Origin of the sequence: Streptomyces sp. NPDC047043 (assembly GCF_040644055.1) — a bacterium.
Lineage (GTDB): Bacteria > Actinomycetota > Actinomycetes > Streptomycetales > Streptomycetaceae > Streptomyces.
On sequence record NZ_JBEYVO010000012.1, the window covers coordinates 22807 to 43670 of the forward strand.

20 protein-coding genes are annotated in these 20864 nt (G+C 69.9%); 14 read left to right on the plus strand and 6 right to left on the minus strand.

The annotated features are described in order from the left end of the window. Window positions 1–8 precede the first annotated feature (8 nt). The gene (locus ABZ880_RS19855; RefSeq protein WP_361264349.1) at window positions 9–623 is read left to right on the plus strand and encodes a class I SAM-dependent methyltransferase; all 615 of its coding nucleotides are present in this window, start codon (window positions 9–11) and stop codon (window positions 621–623) included. Between the two features lie 45 nt (window positions 624–668). On the opposite strand, the gene ABZ880_RS19860 is transcribed toward ABZ880_RS19855, so the two are convergent. Further along, window positions 669–911 (minus strand): mycoredoxin, encoded by a 243-nt coding sequence (locus tag ABZ880_RS19860; RefSeq protein ID WP_030929162.1) that lies wholly within the window; start codon window positions 909–911, stop codon window positions 669–671. A gap of 183 nt (window positions 912–1094) precedes the next feature. On the opposite strand from ABZ880_RS19860, the gene ABZ880_RS19865 reads away from it, so the two are divergent. The 5 genes from ABZ880_RS19865 to ABZ880_RS19885 all read left to right on the plus strand — a co-directional run bounded on the left by ABZ880_RS19865 (window position 1095) and on the right by ABZ880_RS19885 (window position 4988). Next, a complete protein-coding gene (locus ABZ880_RS19865; protein WP_361264352.1) occupies window positions 1095–3290 on the plus strand; it encodes an ATP-dependent DNA helicase UvrD2 in 2196 nt (731 codons plus the stop codon). Between the two features lie 165 nt (window positions 3291–3455). Next, window positions 3456–3779, plus strand: a complete 324-nt coding sequence (locus tag ABZ880_RS19870; protein WP_361264355.1) for a hypothetical protein — start codon at window positions 3456–3458, stop codon at window positions 3777–3779. A gap of 175 nt (window positions 3780–3954) precedes the next feature. Further along, window positions 3955–4323 (plus strand): WhiB family transcriptional regulator, encoded by a 369-nt coding sequence (locus ABZ880_RS19875; RefSeq protein ID WP_361264358.1) that lies wholly within the window; start codon window positions 3955–3957, stop codon window positions 4321–4323. Beyond that, on the plus strand, window positions 4320–4643 hold the full coding sequence (locus ABZ880_RS19880) for a hypothetical protein (RefSeq protein WP_361264361.1): 324 nt from the start codon (window positions 4320–4322) through the stop codon (window positions 4641–4643). Before ABZ880_RS19875 ends, ABZ880_RS19880 begins: the two co-directional genes overlap by 4 nt. A 135-nt stretch (window positions 4644–4778) precedes the next feature. Next, window positions 4779–4988, plus strand: a complete 210-nt coding sequence (locus ABZ880_RS19885; RefSeq protein ID WP_361264364.1) for a hypothetical protein — start codon at window positions 4779–4781, stop codon at window positions 4986–4988. Between the two features lie 81 nt (window positions 4989–5069). Here ABZ880_RS19885 and ABZ880_RS19890 read toward each other — a convergent pair whose 3' ends face one another. Both ABZ880_RS19890 and ABZ880_RS19895 read right to left on the minus strand, forming a co-directional pair. Continuing rightward, on the minus strand, window positions 5070–6431 hold the full coding sequence (locus ABZ880_RS19890; RefSeq protein ID WP_361264367.1) for an AarF/ABC1/UbiB kinase family protein: 1362 nt from the start codon (window positions 6429–6431) through the stop codon (window positions 5070–5072). Then, entirely contained in the window at window positions 6424–7665 is a 1242-nt protein-coding gene (locus ABZ880_RS19895; RefSeq protein ID WP_361264370.1) for a TOMM precursor leader peptide-binding protein, read from the minus strand. The genes ABZ880_RS19890 and ABZ880_RS19895 overlap by 8 nt, the downstream gene beginning before the upstream one ends. A gap of 262 nt (window positions 7666–7927) precedes the next feature. On the opposite strand from ABZ880_RS19895, the gene ABZ880_RS19900 reads away from it, so the two are divergent. The 4 genes from ABZ880_RS19900 to ABZ880_RS19915 all read left to right on the plus strand — a co-directional run bounded on the left by ABZ880_RS19900 (window position 7928) and on the right by ABZ880_RS19915 (window position 11799). Further along, window positions 7928–8524 carry a M48 family metallopeptidase gene (locus tag ABZ880_RS19900; protein ID WP_361264373.1) on the plus strand — a complete coding sequence of 199 codons (597 nt, stop codon included), beginning with the start codon at window positions 7928–7930 and terminating at the stop codon, window positions 8522–8524. A gap of 123 nt (window positions 8525–8647) precedes the next feature. After that, window positions 8648–10333 carry a TerD family protein gene (locus tag ABZ880_RS19905; RefSeq protein ID WP_361264376.1) on the plus strand — a complete coding sequence of 562 codons (1686 nt, stop codon included), beginning with the start codon at window positions 8648–8650 and terminating at the stop codon, window positions 10331–10333. An 11-nt stretch (window positions 10334–10344) separates the two neighbouring features. Beyond that, the gene (locus ABZ880_RS19910) at window positions 10345–11025 is read left to right on the plus strand and encodes an AIM24 family protein (RefSeq protein WP_361264378.1); all 681 of its coding nucleotides are present in this window, start codon (window positions 10345–10347) and stop codon (window positions 11023–11025) included. Between the two features lie 18 nt (window positions 11026–11043). Continuing rightward, window positions 11044–11799: an AIM24 family protein gene (locus ABZ880_RS19915; RefSeq protein WP_361264381.1), complete on the plus strand. Its 756-nt coding sequence runs from the start codon at window positions 11044–11046 to the stop codon at window positions 11797–11799. 64 nt (window positions 11800–11863) lie between these two features. Here the strand turns inward: ABZ880_RS19915 and ABZ880_RS19920 are convergent, their stop codons facing one another. Both ABZ880_RS19920 and ABZ880_RS19925 read right to left on the minus strand, forming a co-directional pair. Then, entirely contained in the window at window positions 11864–12385 is a 522-nt protein-coding gene (locus ABZ880_RS19920) for an NUDIX hydrolase (RefSeq protein WP_361264383.1), read from the minus strand. Beyond that, a complete protein-coding gene (locus tag ABZ880_RS19925; RefSeq protein WP_361264386.1) occupies window positions 12382–13830 on the minus strand; it encodes a zinc-dependent metalloprotease in 1449 nt (482 codons plus the stop codon). The genes ABZ880_RS19920 and ABZ880_RS19925 overlap by 4 nt, the downstream gene beginning before the upstream one ends. Before the next feature lie 192 nt (window positions 13831–14022). Here ABZ880_RS19925 and ABZ880_RS19930 point away from each other — a divergent pair, with 192 nt between their 5' ends. The 3 genes from ABZ880_RS19930 to ABZ880_RS19940 all read left to right on the plus strand — a co-directional run bounded on the left by ABZ880_RS19930 (window position 14023) and on the right by ABZ880_RS19940 (window position 17172). Next, window positions 14023–15135 carry an SDR family oxidoreductase gene (locus ABZ880_RS19930; RefSeq protein ID WP_361264389.1) on the plus strand — a complete coding sequence of 371 codons (1113 nt, stop codon included), beginning with the start codon at window positions 14023–14025 and terminating at the stop codon, window positions 15133–15135. 120 nt (window positions 15136–15255) lie between these two features. Then, complete coding sequence (locus ABZ880_RS19935; RefSeq protein WP_361264392.1) at window positions 15256–15717, plus strand: molybdenum cofactor biosynthesis protein MoaE; 462 nt, start codon at window positions 15256–15258, stop codon at window positions 15715–15717. A gap of 360 nt (window positions 15718–16077) precedes the next feature. Beyond that, window positions 16078–17172, plus strand: coding sequence for a PDZ domain-containing protein (locus ABZ880_RS19940; RefSeq protein WP_361264394.1), 1095 nt, complete (start codon window positions 16078–16080; stop codon window positions 17170–17172). A 9-nt stretch (window positions 17173–17181) separates the two neighbouring features. Here ABZ880_RS19940 and ABZ880_RS19945 read toward each other — a convergent pair whose 3' ends face one another. After that, the gene (locus ABZ880_RS19945) at window positions 17182–17724 is read right to left on the minus strand and encodes a PPA1309 family protein (protein ID WP_361264396.1); all 543 of its coding nucleotides are present in this window, start codon (window positions 17722–17724) and stop codon (window positions 17182–17184) included. Between the two features lie 163 nt (window positions 17725–17887). On the opposite strand from ABZ880_RS19945, the gene ABZ880_RS19950 reads away from it, so the two are divergent. Next, on the plus strand, window positions 17888–20842 hold the full coding sequence (locus tag ABZ880_RS19950; RefSeq protein WP_361264972.1) for a UPF0182 family protein: 2955 nt from the start codon (window positions 17888–17890) through the stop codon (window positions 20840–20842). Window positions 20843–20864: the final 22 nt, after the last annotated feature.

The following is a 20864-nucleotide window of genomic DNA, read 5'->3' on the forward strand; positions in this document are numbered from 1 at the left end:
GCGCCGCAATGACCGCCCCGTACTGGAACCACAACGTCCACTACCACCCCGAGGTGCTCGCAGCCGTCCCGGACGGCTGCGAGGCGGCTCTGGACGTCGGCTGCGGCGACGGGCTGCTCGCGCGCAAGCTCGCGGCGAAGGCGGCATCCGTGACGGGCGTGGACCGCTCGACGGAGATGATCCGCCAGGCACGCACGAAGACGCCGGCGAACATCACCTTCCTGGAAGGCGACTACCTCGACGACTCCCCATCGCTCGCCGAGGGCAAGTACGACTTCGTCAGCGCGGTCGCCGTGGTCCACCACGCGCGCTTCGAGGACGCGGTCACCAGCCTGGTGCGGCTGCTGGCCCCCGGCGGCCGCCTGATGATCGTCGGCATGGCGTACAACAAGACGGCCCTGGACTGGGTGATCAGCGGCTGCGGTGTGCCACCGAGCCTGCTGTACCGACGGCTGCGCGGCGGCAAGCGGGGCCCGTCCGGCATGCCCGTCAAGGACTCGTCCATGAGCTGGGGCGAGGCGCGCCGGGCCGCACGCCGCCTGCTGCCCGGCTGCGAGTTCCGACGCCGACTGCTGTGGCGCTACACGGTGATGTGGGACAAACCACAAGAAGGCGGCCCCTGAAGCTCCTCAGGGACCGCCTTCCGCAGCGCCGCAGCGGGGGAGCGACTAGGCGCCGATCTTCTGCTTCACCTGCGCCAGCGACGGATTCGTGAGCGTCGAGCCGTCCGGGAACAGCACAGTCGGAACCGTCTGGTTTCCGCCATTCGCCTTCTCCACGAACGCCGCGGAATCCGGGTCCTGCTCGATGTTGATCTCGTTGTACGTGATGCCCTCGCGGTCCATCTGGCTCTTCAGCCGACGGCAGTAGCCGCACCACGTCGTGCTGTACATCGTCACAGTGCCCGGCATGTCTCTCGCGCTCCTCAGCTGCTCGGAGATGGGTGGTCGCAGTCATGGAACGTACTTGAAAGGGCCACCATTCCCACATCCGGTCCCGCGCCGGACGTGACGCCTGCCGCATTAGTACGACTGCAGGTACCTGCCTGTGGACAACCGCCGCACCCGTCTCCGCCGACCTGGCAGCATGGCCGTGTGACAGCAGCAACGCACTCCACGCTCTTCCCGCAGGCCCCCGACTCGGCCGACGCGGTGCTCGAAGGGCTCGACCCCGAGCAGCGCGAGGTGGCCACCGCCCTGTGTGGCCCGGTGTGCGTGCTGGCCGGCGCCGGCACCGGCAAGACCCGGGCGATCACCCACCGCATCGCCTACGGAGTCCGCGCCGGGATCCTCCAGCCCTCCAGCGTCCTCGCCGTCACCTTCACCAACCGGGCCGCCGGCGAGATGCGCGGCCGGCTCCGCCAACTCGGCGCCACCGGAGTCCAGGCCCGCACCTTCCACTCGGCAGCCCTGCGCCAGCTCCAGTACTTCTGGCCGAAAGCCATCGGCGGCTCCATGCCCCGGCTCGCCGACCGCAAGATCCAGCTCGTCGCCGACGCGGCCGCCGCCTGCCGCATCCGCCTCGACCGCGGCGAACTGCGGGACGTCACCGCCGAGATCGAGTGGTCAAAGGTCACCCAGACCGTCCCCGCCGACTACGCGCCCGCAGCCGCCAAGGCCGGCCGTGACACCCCCCGCGACCCGGCCGAGATCGCCCAGATCTACTCCGTCTACGAGGACCTCAAGCGGGACCGCTCCGTCATCGACTTCGAGGACGTCCTGCTGCTGACCGTCGCCATCCTCCAGGACCGGCACGACATCGCCGAGCAAGTCCGCTCCCAGTACCAGCACTTCGTCGTCGACGAGTACCAGGACGTCAGCCCCCTCCAGCAGCGCCTCCTGGAACTGTGGCTCGGCGAGCGGGACAACCTGTGCGTCGTGGGCGACGCCAGCCAGACGATCTACTCGTTCACCGGAGCAACCCCGGACCACCTCCTCGACTTCCGCACCCGCCACCCCGGAGCCACCGTCGTCAAACTGGTCCGCGACTACCGCTCCACCCCCCAGGTCGTCCACCTCGCCAACGGCCTCCTCGCCCAGGCCCGCGGCCGCGCCGCCGACCACCGCCTGGAGCTGATCTCCCAGCGCTCGGCCGGCCCCGAACCCGCCTACACCGAGTACACCGACGAGCCAGCCGAGGCCGAGGGCGCCGCCCGCCGCATCCGCGACCTCATCGACGCGGGCGTCCCGGCCGGCGAGATCGCCATCCTGTTCCGTACGAACTCCCAGTCCGAGACCTACGAGCAGGCCCTCGCCGACGCCGCGGTGCCCTACCAACTGCGCGGCGCCGAGCGGTTCTTCGACCGCCCCGAGGTACGCAAGGCGGGCGTCGCCCTGCGTGGCGCGGCCCGATTCGGCGGCAACGACTCCCTCCTCGACGACGCCGTGGACCTGCCCTCCCAGGTGCGAGCCGTGCTGTCCGGGGAGGGATGGACACCGCAACCCCCGGCCGGCTCCGGAGCGGTCAGAGAGCGCTGGGAATCCCTCGCCGCCCTGGTCAACCTCGCGCAGGACTTCGCCGCCGCCAAACCGGGCGCCACCCTCGCCGACCTCGTCGCCGAACTCGACGAGCGGGCAAGCGCCCAGCACGCCCCGACCGTCCAAGGCGTCACCCTGGCCTCCCTCCACTCGGCCAAGGGCCTCGAATGGGACGTCGTCTTCCTGGTCGGTGTCGCCGAGGGCATGATGCCGATCACCTACGCGAAGACCGACGAGCAGATCGAGGAGGAGCGCCGCCTCCTCTACGTCGGCGTCACCCGCGCCCGGGAACGCCTCCACGTCTCCTGGTCCCTCTCCCGCTCACCCGGCGGCCGCCCCAACCGCCGCCCCAGCCGCTTCCTGGACGGACTGCGCCCGGGCTCCACCACCACCGCCGGCCGAACCCCTGCGGGCGGCGCCGGCGGCCTCGAGCGCGGACTCACCAGCAGACCGGAGGCCGTACCGCGGCGCAAACAGCGCACCCCCGCCCGCTGCCGGGTGTGCGGCCGCACGCTCACCGACGCCGGCGAGATGAAGCTGATGCGCTGCGAGGACTGCCCCTCCGACATGGACGAGGGCCTCTACGAGCGGCTGCGGGAATGGCGCGCGGACCAGGCGCAGCGCAGCGGACAACCCGCCTTCTGCGTCTTCACCGACAAGACCCTCATGGCGATCGCCGAGACCGCCCCCGACGACGAGGGTGAACTGGCGCGGATCCCCGGCGTCGGCGTGCGCAAGCTCAACCGCTACGGAGCCGATGTACTGGCCCTCTGCGCAGGCCGCGAGCCTGGAGAAGACGACGAGAAGGACTGATTCAAACTCGTCGAAAAAATAGTTTGCGCATGCCCCAGCAATCCCCATAGGTTCTTAGCCACGGGGACGGAGGCCTTCTCGGAGGCCCCGATTCCGTGTTCTACTTGCATACCCGTCGGATTGGTTCATCCCAATCCCCCGAGACGCCGAGAGGAGGCGAGTCCAGTGATCAGCATCAAGAGCAGCTCCACCAGCATCGTCAAAATGACCGATCGCTCGGTCGTCGCCTCCCTGTGCATGCTCGACGTCTCGAACCAGGGCACCGGTCTGTCCGGCATTCCTGCCGGTCGTCCGGCGTCCTCCGTGTCTCTCGCGGGCCTTCCCGTCCGTGAGCGCAATGAGCGACCGACGAAGGCACTGGAAGCAGTAGTGGCACAGGCGCAGGCCTATGCCTTTACGGCGGCCGGTGCCGGAGGCCGGAAGCAGACGACGCAGCACCACCTGATGTGGGCCTTCCGTGGGCCAGAACCCTGGAGTGATCCAGCCTGATCGCCGATCAGGCCGGCGCCTTCAGGGCCGCGGAACCCCATCCGGGATCCGCGGCCCTTCTGTTTTCCCCGAACGGGGACGACGGAGCGAAGGGGCCTCGGGACAAGAAAAGAACCCGGTACCAGCCGACTACCGGTCCAACAGGGCCGGACCGACCAGACGAGGAAGACGAACCGTGCAACTCGAAGCGCACGCCCCGTCCGTACCGCCTTCCGAAACGATCCCCCCGCCCGGCCTCACGGAGGACTCCACCTTGACCCCGCTCACTGCGCTCACCGCGCTCGACGACGCCATCGAGAACCTCGGCGTACCCGTCCCCTGCCGTTCCTACGACCCGGAGTTCTTCTTCGCCGAGTCGCCGGCCGATGTCGAGTACGCCAAGTCCCTCTGCCGCACCTGCCCGCTGATCGAGGCCTGCCTCGCCGGCGCCAAGGAGCGGCGTGAGCCCTGGGGCGTCTGGGGTGGCGAGCTGTTCGTCCAGGGTGTCGTCGTCGCCCGGAAGCGGCCGCGTGGCCGCCCGCGCAAGAACCCGGTCACGGCATGAACATCACAGGAACGATCGACCGCCCCCTCACGCACGACCCCAAGAAGCAGGCCCCGATGAAGCCGTCCACCAACGAGCCCGCCGGCTCCGCGATCGAAGATTTCACCACCACCGGCGCGACCGGTTCGCGTCAGAACAGGACCCGAGAGATGCAACTCATCCCAGAAGCCCTGGCTCGTGCGCATATGCACGACCGGCTGCATGAGGCAGAGCGGGAACGCCGGGCCGTGCGCCTGGCGACCGCCCGCCGGATGCAGCGCCGGGCCGAGCGCGCCTCGCTGCGTGCCCGCCGGGCGCTCGCCATGGCCGTCATGCAGTAATCCGACACACCTGAAGCGGTGGCCTCCCGACCACGGGAGGCGATAGCTCCCCGCGGGGGCCGGTCCGTCCGAACGGACCGGCCCCCGCGGTGCGTTGTGCCCGCCGATCGCCGACCGCGGCGTTATCGTCACCGGGTGACGAGTCGTCCCGAAGGCAGCGACGAGGGAGGCTCCCGAGCGGAGCCCGAGTCCCTGGTATGCGCCCGCTGCGGCACCCGAGCCGAGGGGCCTCAGCCCACCTGGACCTTCTCCGTGGAGAAAGGCATCCGGCAGTACTTCTGCGACGCGTGCTCCCGCGAGAACCTCAGGGCGATCGAGGGGCGGTTGGACTCGGCCTGGTGGTGAGTCCGCTTCTCTGGGGGCCTCCCCCCGCCCCCTCCCCCCAGCCCCTCCCCACCCCTCAGCCACGCAGCACAGCAGCTCGCGTCACGCCTCCGCCGCCGGCTCCTCCTCTGCCTCCAGGACGAATCCCGGCAGCCACTCCTCCAGTTCCTCGCGCAGCCGTACCGTCGAGCCCAGTTGGCACAGCACGCCGATTGTGCTCAATGTCACTCGGTGTATCAGGAGGTACGCCGGGGGCAGGTTGAGCTGCTTGCCCAACTGGTAGGCGGGGGAGCGGGGATCGGCGATGCGGGCCGCCTGGCTGCGCATCCAGCCGCGGGTGAAGGTGAACTCGTCCGCCCGGGCCGGTTCGATGATCGGCAGGAGGTAGTCGAGCACTGCGTTCGGGTCCAGCTCTATTGATTCCTTGACGAAGCCCTCCGCGCAGAGCAGTTCGTAGACCGCCTCCGCGTCGCCGTCGATGGTCATGCGCAGGGAGTCGCCGATGGGGGTCGGCAGGCCGCCCGGCAGGCGGTCCACCGTGCCGAAGTCCAGGACGCCCAGGCGCCAGTCGTCCTCGCCGGCCGGACCGCCGGGCAGCAGGCGGAAGTTGCCCGGGTGCGGGTCGGCGTGCAGGAGGCCGGTGCGGGCCGGGCCGGAGAAGAGGAAGCGGGCCAGCAGCTGTCCGGCGCGGTCGCGCTGTTCCTGGGTGCCGTCCGCGATGATCTCCGACAGCGGGACGCCGTCGATCCACTCGGTGACCAGCACCTGGTCGCACTGGTGGACCACACCCGGCACCAGGACGTCCGGGTCGTCCGCGAACTCGTCGGCGTGCGCCTGCTGGGCCTGGGCCTCCAGGGCGTAGTCCAGCTCCTCCGAGACCCGGTCCTTGAGCTCCGCGATCAGGGGCTTGATGTCCATGCCGGGGATCAGCGGGCCCAACAGCCGGGCGAAACGGCTCAGTTGGTTCAGGTCGGACAGCAGGGCCTCGCCGGCTCCGGGGTACTGCACCTTGACCGCGACCTCGCGGCCGTCGTGCCAGACCCCGCGGTGCACCTGGCCGATCGAGGCTGCCGCGGAGGGCTTGTCCTCGAACTCGAGGAACAGGTCGTGCCAGTCCTCGCCGAGCCGCGCGGCGAGCACCGTGTGCACCGTGCGCGTCGGCATCGGCGGTGCAGCTTCCTGCAGCTTCGTCAGCGCCGCACGGTAGGGACCGGCGACCTCCTCGGGCAGCGCCGACTCGAAGACGGACAGCGCCTGGCCGAACTTCATCGCGCCGCCCTTGAGCTCACCGAGCACCTTGAACAGCTGCTCCGCCGTGCGCTGTTGCAGCTCGCGGCCGACGATCTCCGCGGACTCGCCGACGATCCGCTTGCCCAGTCCCCAGGTCGCCCGCCCGGCGAAGCCGAGCGGGAGCGCGGCGAGCTTGGCGGTCCGGGTGACCGCCTTGCGGGGAAGATCAGACATGCGCCCTCCAGGTCCCTGCCGGCCGCGCCGTGTCTGCCTTACGGCATGACTCCTTCGGCGACCGTTGCCCTGTCATTGTCTCGTGCGACTCCGCGTCCTCAGAGGTGTGTTCTCCCTTACTTACCTTCTCCGCTGCTCCGCAGGGGCATGCGGGGTGCGCCCAGACCGGTCGAGCATGCCAGGTCAGGCCAGGCAGGGAGACCTCCCAGCGCGCGCCGGCGCTCGTCGGAACCCGGCCGTCCAGGAACGCGAGCGCGTGCGCGGCCGCCAGTCCTGCCACCGTAGTGGCCAGCGTCAGGTCGCAGGGCCGCACATGCCGTGACTTTCCCGACCCCGAGCGCCACTGGGCGACGAGGCGGGGCCAGGCCGGGTCGCGGTCGGTCCGCGCCTCGTGCAGGCAGCCTGCACAGCCCGTCTCGCCGGGCAGGACGAGGGGGCCGACGACGCCCGTGGCCTCCACGACGCCGGCGTACAGATGCGGTGTGCCCGAGGCGATCAGGGGTTCGGCGGCGGTCGGCGGGGGTGCGTGGACGGCGACGTCGTCGCGCGGGGCCAGGATCACCAGGGAGAAGCCCGGGTCGCCGTCCGAGGACGATGTCCCGCGGTCCCGGCGTGGTGGGCGGTCCGGCGCGGACCGGCGGGCGGCCTGCCGGGCGGCCTCGTCCCTGCGGTCGCCGACGGACTCGGCGGGCAGTCCGCCCGGCGCCACGTCCCATCGCTCGACCCGGCCGACGTCGCGCACATCGACCTCGCCGATCCCGGCGCCCGCCAGCAGCGAGGCCAGGACCGCACCCACCCGGCCCGCACCCCGCACCTGCACGCGCAGTGAGCGGCGCGCGGCCAGGAGCCGCATCGCGTCGCCCGGTTCACTGGTCACCAGGGTCAGCGAGCCGAGGTCCGGGCGCAGCCGGTCGAGGACTTCCTTCTTGCCGCGCAGGGCGTCGGCGGCCGGTCCGCCTCCCTTCGCGTCGTCCAGGAGACCGGACCGCGCCAGCTGCTCCACCAGCCCGTCGACATGACCGTCCGGCAGGTCCATGCGGCGTCCCTCCTCGCGCAGGAGCGGCAGGCCGCGGGTGCCGTTGAGCAGGTCGAGAAAGCTGCCCGTCGCCGTGTCCATCGGACCCAGCGTCATCGCGTGCGCCGGTGCCATTCCGAACTGCACGGTGTGGAGATCGCGCCAGCCGCGCCTGAGCGCGGGCTTCACCATCGGAACGACCGGAACCATCGTTTCCATCGCATCCATGACAGGCCCCCGTAGCCCTCGTAGAACGTCCCCGTCCGCCGGTGACGGGCGGCGGTGACCCGTCGATGGTCGGTCGACGGTGCGTCGCGGTGCCTCCGGCGGGATCCAGCATGCCCGGACCTGGTGCCCGGGTGCCGAAAGTTGTCCACAAGCTGCGGGTATTCGTCGTACAAATCAGACGCTCGGAGGGGGATCGGCACGGAACCGTCCCGGACTCGGGACTTCCCCCGTGTGCAGCGGGTAACGTCGGGGCGTGCCCGCCGACCCACTGCACCGCGCCGGAACGCCACAGCGCAGCACGACGAGCCAGCCGCCGAGCGGCTCGGGGGCGAGCGCGATCGAGGTCCGCAGGAGCGCCCGGCGCCGCCGGACGGTCTCCGCGTACCGCGAGGGCGATCGCACCGTCGTACTCATCCCTGCCCGGATGTCCGAGGCGGAGGAGCAGCGCTGGGTCACCGTCATGCTCGACAAGCTGGCCGCCCAGGAGAGCAAACGGGTCCTCGGCGACGACGAGCTGGCGGAGCGCGCCGAACGGCTGTCGGCCCAGTACTTCGACGGCCGTGCCCGGCCCAGCTCGGTGCGCTGGGTGACCAACCAGAACACGCGCTGGGGCTCGTGCACCCCGGCGGAGGGCAGCATCAGGCTGTCGCACCGGCTGCAGGGCATGCCCGAGTACGTCGTCGACTACGTCCTCGTCCACGAGCTGGCGCATCTGCTGGTGCCCGGGCACGGGCCCCGGTTCTGGCGGCTCCTGGAGGCGTATCCGCGCACCGAGCGGGCCCGGGGTTACCTCGAAGGCGTGGTCGCGGCCGAGCGGTTGCCGCACCTGCCGGGCGCGCGCGACGAGTGACGGCCGCTCCCGGGTGTCCGGGGGTGTTGTGTACCGGGTCTGTACCGGCTTCATCCGATGTCGGAGTTTGCCGTTAGCCTGGCGCGACGCACTCACATTCGGGATGGGGGACGGTCGTTACGCATGGCCAGGGAATTCCAACGCGGCCACAAGGCCAGGATCAGTGACCTCACCGCGGGCACCGATCTGTACGTAGGTGTGCAGATCAGCGGCCCCGGACTGACCTTCGACATCAGCTGCTTCGGTCTCGACGCCGACGAACGGCTCTCGGACGACCGCTACTTCGTCTTCTTCAACCAGCCGAAGTCTCCCGAGGAGTCCATTCAGCTCCTGGGCACCCAGGCGGGCGATACGGAGTCCTTCCGGATCACCCTCGACAGGATCCCGTCGCAGATCCAGAAGCTGTCGTTCACGGCGACGCTCGACGGCAACGGGCAGATGTCGCAGATCGCCCCCGGATACATCCGCATCGTCGCGGGCGGCGAGGAGGTGGCCCGCTACTCGTTCAACGGCTCGGAGTTCTCCACCGAACGGGCCGTGATGCTGGGCGACTTCTACCTCAAGGACGTGTGGCGGTTCGCGGCCGTCGGCCAGGGCTTCGACGGCGGCCTCGAGGCGCTGCTGAAGAACTTCGGCGGCGAGGTCATGGAGGAGGAGGCGCCCGCGGCACCTGCCCCGCAACAGCCTCAGAGCGGCGCCGCCCCCGGATTCGCCCCGCCTGCGTTCGGCGCCCCGGCGGCACCGGCGCCCGCCCCGGCCCCCGCCCCGCAGGGCTTCGCGCCGCCCCCGGGAGCGACTCCGCCCCCGGCTCCGGCGCCGGCGCCCGCACCGAATGTGCACGCCGCGCCCACCATCATCGCGCCCATGACCCCGCCCGGCGGCGGCCAGGTGCACCCGCCGGCCCCGGCACCCGCGCCCTACGGCCAGCCGCCCCAGCAGCAGCCGTACGGTCAGCCCCCCGGCCAGACCGCCCCGCCGCCGCCCGGATACGGCCAGCCCCAGGCCCCTCAGGCCCCGGCTCCGCCGCCCGGCTACGGGCAGCCGACGCCGCCTCCCGGCTACGGCCAGCAGCCCCCGTTCGGCCAGGTCCCCGGCCAGCAGGCCCCCTACGGCGCACCGCAGGGCGTCCCCCAGGGCGCGCCCCAGGGCGCCGGTGTGTCCGCCGCGCTCCAGAAGTTCAAGGAGACGCCCACCGGGCAGCGCTGGACGCAGCAGAACAAGAAGCTCGTCCGTGTCGATCTCGGCATCGGCGGTGGGTCAGTGCTGGCCCGCCAGGGCAGCATGGTGCTCTACCAGGGCAAGGTCGACTTCAGCTACAAGGGCGCCGGGTTCGCCGGGCGGCTCGTGGGCAACGCGACCGGCCAGGAGATGCAGCTGATGCGCTGCAGCGGCCAGGGCCAGGTGTTCCTCGCCGAGAACTCCACCCATCTGCACCCGATCGAGCTGCAGGGCGACGCGATCTGCGTCTCCGCCGAGAACGTCCTCGCCTTCGACGAGGGCCTCCAGTACGAGGTCCGCCGCATCGAGGGACACGGCATCCCCGGGGGCGCGCTGTTCACGATGCAGTTCCAGGGCACCGGCACGATCGTCGTCAAGACGCACGGCACGCCCGTGGTCCTGCCGGTCACGCCCACCACCTTCGCCGACTGCAACGCCGTCGTCGCCTGGTCGGCCGCGGCCCAGGTGATCGTCTCCAGCCAGGTGCGGATGCGCCGCAACGCCTATCCGGGCGACACCGGGGAGAGCGTCAACCTGCAGTTCCGGGCAGCCCCCGGCAACTTCGTCGTCGTCCAGCCCTACGAGGTCTGAGGGAGCCCGTCATGAACCAGCCGCTAGCGGGCTACGCCCCCGCACCCGTCACCGCCCGCATGGAGAACCACGGCAGCCACATGCTGAAGGTCGCCATGCAGACCGGAAACGACCTCCTCGCGCGCGTGGGGTCGATGATCGCCTACGAGGGCTTCATCCAGTACGAGCCCAACCCGCCGGCCGTGCGCCAGATCGCCCGCGACTGGATGACCGGCGAGGGGGCGCCCCTGATGAAGTGCTCCGGCGACGGACTGCTCTACCTCGCCGACTACGGCGCCGACGTCGTCGTCATCAACCTCAACGGCGACGGCATCTCCGTCAACGCCACCAACCTGCTCGCCTTCGACGCGTCCCTCACCTGGGGCGTGGAGCGGGTCAAGGGTCTGGCCAAGTTCGCCGGACAGGGCCTGTGGAACACCAAGATCTCCGGGAACGGCTGGGTCGCGCTGACCTCCCGGGGCAAGCCGATCGTCGTCGACTGCGGTGGTGGCGAGGACGAGACCTACGTCGACCCGGACGCGCTCGTCGCCTGGTCCCCGAACCTCAAGGTGAAGGGCAAGCGCAGCTTCAAGGCGCAGTCGCTGATCGGCCGTGGCAGCGGCGAGGCCTACCAGATGGCCTTCTCCGGTCAGGGCATCGTCGTCGTCCAGCCCAGCGAGGACAGCACCGACCGCCTCCGGGTCCGGGGCTGAGGGGGAGCCAGAAACGCCATGCAGAGTCCGCTTTTCGCCTTCAACGACTCGCAGTCCCAGGAGCGCTACAGCCTGCAGAACAAGCAGATGCTGCGCGTCACCCTGGAGGGCCACGACGACATTCTCGCCCGCAAGGGCACCATGGTCGCCTACCAGGGCCTCGTCGAGTTCGACGCCGAGTACCAGAGCAACCAGCAGGCACGCGCGCGTGCGTACACCGGCGAGGGCCTCAGCCTGATGCGCTGCCACGGGCAGGGCACGGTCTACTTCGCCAACCTCGCCCAGCACATCCATGTGGTCGAGGTGGAGCAGGACGGCCTGACCGTCGACAGCAGCTACGTCCTCGCGATGGACTCCTCGCTGCACCACGAGGTCATTGCCGTCGACAGCCAGTACGGCATCTCCGGCTCGGGGAAGTACCAGCTCAACATCACCGGCCGCGGCAAGGTCGCCCTGATGACCTCTGGCGCGCCGCTGATGATGCAGGTGACGCCCGACAAGTACGTCAACTGCGACGCCGACGCGATCGTCGCCTGGTCGACCGGGCTGCGCGTCCAGATGCAGGCCCAGACGCACTCCTCCGGAGTGTGGCGGCGCCGCGGCAACACCGGTGAGGGCTGGGAGCTCAGCTTCATGGGCAGCGGCTTCGCTCTGGTCCAGCCCAGCGAGCTGCTGCCGCCGCAGAACGCCCAGATCGGACAGGGCCTCGCCGCGCAGTACGGCATGGGGCAGCACGGGGCGCGGGCGCAGAACCAGGGCAACGTCTGGAGCTGAGGGTCCAGTAATCCAACGTAAGGGGCGCCTGCGGTTGCGGGCGCCCCTTACACGTTGCCGAGGCTCACAGCCTGCCGCGCGTCGCTTCCAGCAGTCGTACGACCGACTCGTCCGCCACGTCCGCCACCTCTTCGTACGCGAACCAGCGCAGGTCGAGGGACTCGTCGCTGATCTCCTGGACCGCCCCGGGCGGGGCCACGACCGCGTACTGGACATCGAAGTGCCAGTGGCACGGTGCCGGGATCGGGTGCCGGTCGAGGCGCACCGGGCCGCCCGGCAGCAGCGTCAGCCCGGAGATGCCCGACTCCTCCGTGGCCTCGCGCAGGGCCGCCGCCTCCAGGGAGGTGTCCTCCGGCTCGCAGTGGCCGCCCATCTGCAGCCACATCTGCAGCTTCCTGTGGAGGGTCAGCAGAACGCGGTCCCGTGACGGATCGATCACCAGGGCGCTCGCCGTGACGTGGCCCGCGTGGCAGGCCTTCCACATGCCGTCCGGGTGGGCCGCCAGATGGTCCAGATAAGCCTGACGCAGCTCTTCCTGGTCCTCGTACCCCTTGAGCACGAGGACCGCGTCGTCGTACAGGCTCACTCGGTGTCGTCGCCCTTGTCGTCCTCGGGGGCGTCGTCCTTCTTCAGGTTCGGCTTCTCGGCGGAGCCGCCCGCCGCCTCGCCGAGGATCCTGTCCAGCTCGGAGAAGTCCAGCTGCTCGCGGTGCACGAAGCCGTCCGGGTCGTCCAGGTCGGAGGCCGTCGGCAGCATGTCCGGGTGGGACCACAGGGCGTCGCGGCCGTCGACCCCGCGCGCGTCCGTGAGCGAGGCCCACAGACGGGAGGCGTCGCGCAGGCGGCGCGGGCGCAGCTCCAGACCGATCAGCGTGGCGAACGTCTGCTCCGCCGGGCCGCCCGTCGCACGGCGGCGGCGCAGCGTCTCGCGCAGCGCGTCCGCGGACGACAGACGCGGCTTCGCCGCTGCGTGCACCACCGCGTCCACCCAGCCCTCGACGAGCGCCAGAGCCGTCTCCAGACGGGCCAGGGCGGCCTTCTGCTCGGGCGTGTCCTCCGGCTGGAACATGCCCTGCTGGAGGGCGTCCTGCAGCTGCTCCGGGTTCTGCGGGTCGAACTGGCCGACCACGTCCTCCAGCTTGGCCGTGTCGACCTTGATCCCGCGCGCGTAGCCGTCGACCGCACCGAACAGGTGCGAGCGCAGCCACGGCACATGCGCGAACAGGCGCTGGTGGGCGGCCTCGCGCAGGGCGAGATACAGCCGCACCTCCTCCTTCGGCACGCCCAGGTCCTTGCCGAAGCCCTCGATGTTCACCGGCAGCAGCGCGGCCTTGCCGACCGGCCCGAGCGGCAGGCCGATGTCGGTCGAGCCGACGACCTCGCCCGCGAGCACGCCCACGGCCTGCCCGATCTGCGTGCCGAACATGGCGCCGCCCATGGAGCGCATCATGCCGATCAGCGGGCCCGCCATGGCCTGCATCTCCTCCGGCAGGACGTCGCCCATCGCCGCCCCGACGCGCTCGGCGACCGGGTCGACGAGCTCCTGCCACGCGGGCAGGGTCGCCTCGACCCACTCCGCGCGCGACCACGCCACGGCGGTGCCGGCGCCGGACGGCAGGGATGTCGCGTCGTCCAGCCACAGGTCGGCCAGGCGGACGGCCTCCTGGACCGCGGAGCGCTCGGCGGGGCCCACGCTCGCGTCCTTGGTGCCGTCAGGCGTGCCCTGGGAGACCGTCTGGCGGGCGATCTGCTTGGCCATGTCCCAGTTCACCGGACCGCCCTCGTACGAGAGCATCTGGCCCAGCTGCTGGAAGGCCGCGCCCAGGTCGGTGGGGTTCAGCGAACCGAACATGGCAGCGAGCGGGTTGTCCGCACCGGGGCCGCCAAAGCCCCCGGCGCCGGGCAGCCCGCCAAAACCGAACGGGTTGGCCGGGCCCTGACCACCACCGCTCTGCTGGTCCTTCTTCTTGCCCTCGTCGCCGTCTTCCGGCTCCTCCGGCGGAAGGCCGAATCCGAATGGGGTGTCACTCACGGGATTCCTCGGCTGGTAAGGCCGCCGGTTGTCTCCGACGGCACGGCTGCCCGATAACACCACCCAGCGTAGACACCATGGGCGGTTCGGGCCTCGGTGCTTCGCCGACTCTTGGCCTGCGGCAGGATGGATGCCACCTGGTACGTACGCGTCACTCGCGCTCGTACTGAAGACAACCGCTGGAGACGCCCGGTGAGTTCCCCAGATCCGCAGGTTCGCGCAGCGCGAAACGAGTCAACCAATTCCGCCACGCGCGGGCCCGTCGTCGCGGTCACCGGCGCCGCGTCCGGCATCGGCGCGCTGCTCACCGAGCGGCTCGTCGCCTCGGACGAGATCAAGCAGGTCATCGCCATCGACGAGCGGCGCGGGGAGTGCGCGGCGGCGCAGTGGCACATCCTGGACGTGCGGGATCCGGCCATCGCGGACAAGCTGCGGGGCGCGGACGTGGTGGTGCACCTGGCGCTCGATCTCGACCTGGAGACCGACGCCGCCGCCCGAACGGCCTACAACGTCCGGGGGACGCAGACCGTGCTGACGGCTGCCGCCGCGGCCGGGATCCACCGCGTCGTGCTGTGCACGTCCGCCATGGTGTACGGCGCACTGCCGGACAACGAGCTGCCCCTGTCCGAGGACGCCGAACTGCGGGCGACCGCGGAGGCCACCGGTGTGGGTGACCTGCTGGAGATCGAACGGCTCGCGCGGCGCGCCCCGCGCGCGCACCCCGGGCTCAACGTCACGGTCGTACGCCCCGCGGTGCTGGTCGGAGGCACCGACACCGCGCTGACCAGGTACTTCGAATCACCGCGGCTGCTTGTCGTCGCCGGGTCGCGGCCCGCCTGGCAGTTCTGCCACGTCGAGGATCTGTGCAGCGCTCTGGAGTACGCCGTCCTGGAGAAGGTCGACGGGGAACTCGCCGTCGGGTGCGACGGGTGGCTGGAGCAGGAGGAGGTCGAGGAGCTCAGCGGGATCCGGCGGATGGAACTGCCGTCCGCCGTCGCGCTGGGCGCGGCGGCCCGGCTGCACCGGATCGGGCTGACACCGTCCCCGGCCGGGGACCTGGCGTACACGATGTACCCGTGGGTGGTCAGCGGGAGCCGGCTGCACGACGCGGGATGGCGGCCCCAGTGGACCAACGAGGAAGTGCTCGCGGAGCTGCTGGAAGAGGTCTCCGGCAGGCACACGGTCGCCGGCCGGCGGCTGGGCCGCAAGGACGCGACCGCGGCCGGAGCCGCAGGGGCGACGGTGGCGCTGCTGGGCGCGGCTGCCGTGGTGCGGCGGGCGCGGAAGGCGCGGCGACGGATCTGAGCGGCCGGGATCCTTCCCTTCTGCGGGGCCGCGCCCTGTAGGACGCTCCAAACCCGCACGCGCGTGTGCCGGGTGAAAACGCTATTCCCCGTGTTCCCAGGGGTGGGGCACGATGGAGGCATGGCATCCATGAACGATCACCCCGGTGAGCAGGTCGCCCAGGACCCGATCAAGTTGATCGGCATCCGTGAGACGCCCCTGTCCGTGGACGAGGTCTTCCGGGCCGTCGGGGACGACGCCGCCGGCGGGACCGCGCTGTTCGTGGGGACCGTGCGCAACCACGACAGCGGTGCCGACGTCGACCGGCTCGGCTACTCGTGCCACCCCAGCGCCGAGGCCGAGATGCGACGGATCGCCGAGAAGGTCGTCGCCGAGTACCCGGTGCGGGCCCTGGCCGCCGTGCACCGCATCGGTGACCTCGCCGTCGGAGATCTCGCCGTCGTCGTCGCCGTCTCGTGTCCGCACCGGGGAGAGGCCTTCGAGGCGTGCCGGAAGCTGATCGACGATCTGAAGCACGAAGTGCCCATCTGGAAGCACCAGACGTTTTCCGACGGCACCGAGGAGTGGGTCGGAGCCTGCTGATCCCCGGCGCCTGCCCCCGCCTGCGTGACCTCCGCATGTTTCCGGTTGCGTAACCGCACCCCTGACGCGAGCGTTGTCAGTGTGGCTGGTTAATCTGCTGATCAGTCAGTTCTTTGCGGTTGCCCGCTGGGGTCGGAGGTCGGCATGGGGGCGCTCGTCTGGTTGTTGATTCCTCTCCTCGCTGCGATAGGCGCCGGTGTGTGGGGCAGTTGGGCCAACCGCACCCGCAAGATGCGCAGCGACGGACCCGAGCTCGACGGGTACGCACGCTTCCGCGAAGCCATGGAGAAGTCCCACACCGGTACATGACAGAGGTGGGGCTGACGGTGCGCTGACAGACCCGTCCCGTACTGTCTTGGCATGCCACGCCGCACCGCGACGATGCTCGCCTCCACCCTGATGCTGATCGCGCTCCTGTGCGCGGGAGTGTTCATCACCGTGCCGTACTCGGAGATGTCCCCCGGGCCGACCGTGAACACGCTCGGCGACCACGACGGCGAGCCGGTGCTGCAGATCTCCGGGCACAAGACCTATGCGACCAGCGGCAACCTGAACATGACCACCGTGCGGGTCACCAGCGCCGACTACAACATGAACCTGGTCGAGGCCGTCTACGGGTGGCTCGCGCACGACTACAAGGTCGTGCCGCACGACACCCTCTACCCCGACGGCAAGACCGAGGAACAGTCGACCCAGGAGAACGCCGAGGAGTTCAGCCAGTCCCAGGAGAGCGCCAAGGTCGCCGCCCTGAAGGAACTCGGCATCCCGGTGAAGTCCTTCGTGATCGTCTCGACCGTGGTGAAGGACTCGCCGGCCGAGGGCAAGCTGCACGCCGGAGACGTGATCAAGGCCGTCGACGGCACCGCCGTGAAGGAACCGGGCGACGTGGCGAAGCTCGTGACCAAGCACAAGCCCGGCGAGGACGTCGTCTTCACGGTCGTGCCGGCCAAGGAGCAGGCCGCCGCCGAGAAGAAGAACAAGACGGCGACCAAGACCCAGAACATCACCATGACGTCGACGACCTCTCACGACAGCGGCAAGAAGCGCGCCATCGTCGGGATCTCCGCCGGGACGGACCACACGTTCCCGTTCACCATCGACATCAAGCTCGCCGACGTCGGCGGACCGAGCGCCGGCCTGATGTTCTCGCTCGGCATCTACGACAAGCTCACGCCGGGCAGCCTCACCGGCGGCAGGTTCGTCGCCGGCACCGGGACGATCGACGACGACGGCAAGGTCGGCCCCATCGGCGGCATCGAGATGAAGACGGTCGGCGCCCGCAACAAGGGCGCCCGGTACTTCCTGACCCCCGCCGAGAACTGCGCGGCCGCCGCCAAGGACACCCCGAGTGGCCTCAGGCTCGTCAAGGTGAGCACCATCGACGACGCCCTCGGCGCGCTCAAGGACATCCGCAGCGGCAACACCGCCGACCTGCCGAAGTGCACGGCGAAGTAGCCGGACCGGCTACTCCTCGAACGTCGCCGCCAGCGCCTGGGCCAGACCCGGCACCAGGTCCCCGCCCGTGAGGACCTCCGTCGGGGTGTCCTTCTCGCGCAGGCGCAGCGCCGAGTCACGGGCACCGTCCCGCAGGACCGCCACCGTCATCCGGACCTCCTGACGGTCCGGATGCTCGGCCACCCACTTCGCCAGCCGGGCCTCGTCCAGGCCCTGAGGGACGGACGCCTCGGCGGACGGCGGCAGCATCAGCCGCTCCACCGTGAGCGCGCAGCCGGCCACCGCGTCGGGCCAGGCGATCGTGGCGAGGAACTCGTCCAGCGCCTTGCCGGCCGGGATCTCCTCCTGCTCGATCGGGGTGAGACCGGCGCTCTCGGACTCGTCCTCCAGACCGAGCTGGGCCGCGAGCGCGGGTTCCTGGGCCCGCAGCCGAGCGGTGTCTACGAGGGCGAAGAGGCGGGCGGGCTGGTCCCAGCCGAGGCCGGAGGCGTACTCGTCGATCTCGAGTACGGCCCGGGTGAGCGGGCTCGCTGCCATGGGTGTGTTGGACATGGTCACAATCCTGCCTCGTTCATGGCCGGAATCGGGAACCGAGTAAACGGTGAGTAAGTTGCATAGGTGTGGGCCCACGATCACGGGGGGCCACGGAAGGTCCACGAACACGCGGGCCTGACGAACCGACAGCGACTTCGAGGTGCGCACCTTGGCTTTCCAGATGCCGGACCGCGGCGGAGGCCCGACGGGGCCACGGATCAGAGTGGGCCGCCCGTCCCGGCGCGTCCGGACCCTGCTCATGACACTGGGCGTCCTTGCCGTGCTCGGTATGGCGTTCACCATGTTCGCGGGCTTCTGGACGGACTGGCTCTGGTACCGCTCCGTGAAGTACTCGTCCGTCTTCACGACCACGCTGTGGACGAAGATCGGACTGTTCTTCGTCTTCGGCCTGCTGATGGCTCTCGCGGTCGGCTTCAACATCTGGCTGGCGCACCGCCTGCGGCCGCCGCTGAGCGCCATGTCGATGGAGCAGCAGAGCCTCGACCGCTACCGGATGGGCATCGCGCCGTACAAGAAGTGGCTGCTGCTCGGGCTCACCTCGCTCGTCGGGCTGATCGCCGGCGCCTCGGCGTCGAGCCAGTGGCGCACCTGGCTGATGTGGGTCAACGGCGTGCCCTTCCACCAGAAGGACCCGCAGTTCCACCTCGACATCTCCTTCTACACCTTCGACCTGCCCTGGTACCGCTTCCTGGTCGGCTTCGGCTTCGCCGCCGCGATCCTCTCCCTGATCGCCGCCGCGCTCACCCACTACCTGTACGGCGGCCTCAGGATCACCTCCCCGGGCGCGCGTGCCACCGCCGCCGCCACCGGTCATCTCTCGGTGCTGCTCGGCATCTTCGTCGCCCTGAAGGCCGTCGCGTACTGGCTCGACCGGTACGGACTCGCGGTCAAGTCCAGCGACTTCAAGGCCACGGACAACTGGACGGGCCTCAGGTACGTCGACGCGAACGCCTACCTGCCGGCCAAGACCATCCTCTTCTGCATCGCCGTCATCTGCGCGCTGCTGTTCTTCGCCACCCTGTGGCGGCGCACCTGGCAGCTGCCCGTGATCGGCTTCGGCCTGATGGTGCTCTCGGCGATCCTGATCGGCGGGCTCTACCCGGCGATCGTCCAGAAGTTCCAGGTCCAGCCCAACGAGCAGGCCAAGGAAGCGCCGTACGTCCAGAAGAACCTGAAGGCGACGCGTGAGGCGTACGGCATCGACGACACGAAGGTCACGGAGTACTCGGGGACGAGTACGACCAAGGACAAGACCAAGCTGCGTGACGACGTCGATGCCGCGGCAAGCATCCGGATCATGGACCCGAACGTCGTCTCACCGACGTTCCAGCAGCTCCAGCAGATGCGCAACTACTACGCGTTCCCGACCAACCTCGACGTCGACCGGTACTCCAAGGACGGCAAGGACCAGGACACGGTCATCGGTCTGCGGGAGCTGAACCTCAACGGCATCCCGAAGAACAACTGGATCAACGACCACTTCCGCTACACCCACGGATACGGCGTGGTCGCCGCCAAGGGCACCGAGGCCGACTCCGAGGGCCGCCCGGTCTTCACCGAGTACAACCTGCCGTCCAAGGGCGACCTGGGCACGTACCAGCAGCGGGTCTACTACGGCGAGAAGACCACCACCTACTCCATCGTCGGCGGTCCCCAGAAGGAGATCGACTACTCCGACGACAACGGCGAGAAGACCACCAGCTACACCGCCAAGAGCGGCGTCAACCTCGCCAACCCGATCAACCGGGCCGCGTACGCGGTGGCGTTCAACGAGCCGCAGATCCTCTACTCCGGTGCGATCGGCGAGGGTTCGCGGATCCTGTACAACCGCACCCCCAAGGAGCGCGTCGAGGCGGTGGCGCCCTGGCTGACCATCGACGGCGACGCCTACCCGGCGGTGGTGAACCACCGCATCCAGTGGATCGTCGACGCGTACACGACGACCAACGGATACCCGTACGCCTCTCGTACGACCCTCGGTGACACGACGGCCGACTCGCTGACCGCGACGAACACCTCGCGCGCGGTGGTGGCCCAGCAGAACCAGGTCAACTACATCCGCAACTCGGTGAAGGCGACCGTCGACGCGTACACCGGCCAGGTCAACCTCTACCAGTGGGACACCGAGGACCCGGTCCTGAAGACCTGGATGAAGGCCTTCCCGGGCACGGTGAAGCCGCGGACCGCCATCTCGAACGACCTGATGGCCCATCTGCGGTACCCGCAGGACCTGTTCAAGGTCCAGCGCGAGCTGCTCAGCCGCTACCACGTCACCAACGCGCAGACGTTCCTGAGCGGTTCGGAGGTGTGGCAGGTGCCGGACGACCCGACCAACAAGTCGGGCAACGCGGTGCCGCCGTACTACCTGAGCATGAAGATGCCCGACCAGCCGGCGCAGGCGTTCTCGCTGACGACCACCTTCACGCCCAACGGCCGTGACAACCTCAGCGCGTTCATGGCGGTCGACTCCGAGGCGGGCACACCCGACTACGGCAAGATCAGACTCCTGAAACTGCCGACGGACACAACGGTCAACGGGCCCAAACAGGTTCAGAGTCAGTTCAACTCCGAACAGGACATCGCCGAGACCATCAGCCTGCTGAGCAGAGGCCATTCGGACGTCGAGTACGGCAACCTGCTGGCGGTGCCACTCGACGGAGGACTGCTCTACGTGGAGCCGGTCTACGTACGCGGTGGTGGACTCAAGTACCCGCTCCTGCGGAAGGTCCTGGTGAGTTACGGCACCAGCTACGCCTTCGAGGACACGCTCGGGCAGGCCCTCAACAAGGTCTTCGGAGCCGAGGGTTCGACCACCACGCCACCGGACGAGGGGACCACCAAACCGCCGACGTCCACCAATCCCACGGTGCAACAGGCGCTGAAGGACGCCCAGAAGGCCTTCGACGCCGGCCAGGAAGCCCTGAAGAAGAACGACTGGGAGGCCTACGGCGAGGCGCAGAAGGACCTCGAGGCCGCGCTCAAGCGGGCCGAGGAGGCGCAGGCCAAGGCCGACAAGACCAGCGGCACGGGCAGCAGCAGCCCGAGCCCGAGCAGCAGTCCCAGCAGTAAGCCGAGCAGCAGTCCGAGCCCGAGCAAGAGCTCCGGCAGCGGCTGATCAAGGGCCCACCCCGCGTCGT

Bases quoted from the DNA above. Each gene is read 5' to 3' on its own strand.
- ABZ880_RS19855 (WP_361264349.1), top strand. From the start codon at position 9: ATGACCGCCCCGTACTGGAACCACAACGTCCACTACCACCCCGAGGTG.
- ABZ880_RS19860 (WP_030929162.1), bottom strand. From the start codon at position 911: ATGCCGGGCACTGTGACGATGTACAGCACGACGTGGTGCGGCTACTGC.
- ABZ880_RS19880 (WP_361264361.1), top strand. From the start codon at position 4,320: ATGAACATCACAGGAACGATCGACCGCCCCCTCACGCACGACCCCAAG.
- ABZ880_RS19890 (WP_361264367.1), bottom strand. From the start codon at position 6,431: ATGTCTGATCTTCCCCGCAAGGCGGTCACCCGGACCGCCAAGCTCGCC.
- ABZ880_RS19895 (WP_361264370.1), bottom strand. From the start codon at position 7,665: ATGGAAACGATGGTTCCGGTCGTTCCGATGGTGAAGCCCGCGCTCAGG.
- ABZ880_RS19905 (WP_361264376.1), top strand. From the start codon at position 8,648: ATGGCCAGGGAATTCCAACGCGGCCACAAGGCCAGGATCAGTGACCTC.
- ABZ880_RS19910 (WP_361264378.1), top strand. From the start codon at position 10,345: ATGAACCAGCCGCTAGCGGGCTACGCCCCCGCACCCGTCACCGCCCGC.
- ABZ880_RS19915 (WP_361264381.1), top strand. From the start codon at position 11,044: ATGCAGAGTCCGCTTTTCGCCTTCAACGACTCGCAGTCCCAGGAGCGC.
- ABZ880_RS19935 (WP_361264392.1), top strand. From the start codon at position 15,256: ATGGCATCCATGAACGATCACCCCGGTGAGCAGGTCGCCCAGGACCCG.
- ABZ880_RS19940 (WP_361264394.1), top strand. From the start codon at position 16,078: ATGCCACGCCGCACCGCGACGATGCTCGCCTCCACCCTGATGCTGATC.
- ABZ880_RS19945 (WP_361264396.1), bottom strand. From the start codon at position 17,724: ATGTCCAACACACCCATGGCAGCGAGCCCGCTCACCCGGGCCGTACTC.
- ABZ880_RS19950 (WP_361264972.1), top strand. From the start codon at position 17,888: ATGCCGGACCGCGGCGGAGGCCCGACGGGGCCACGGATCAGAGTGGGC.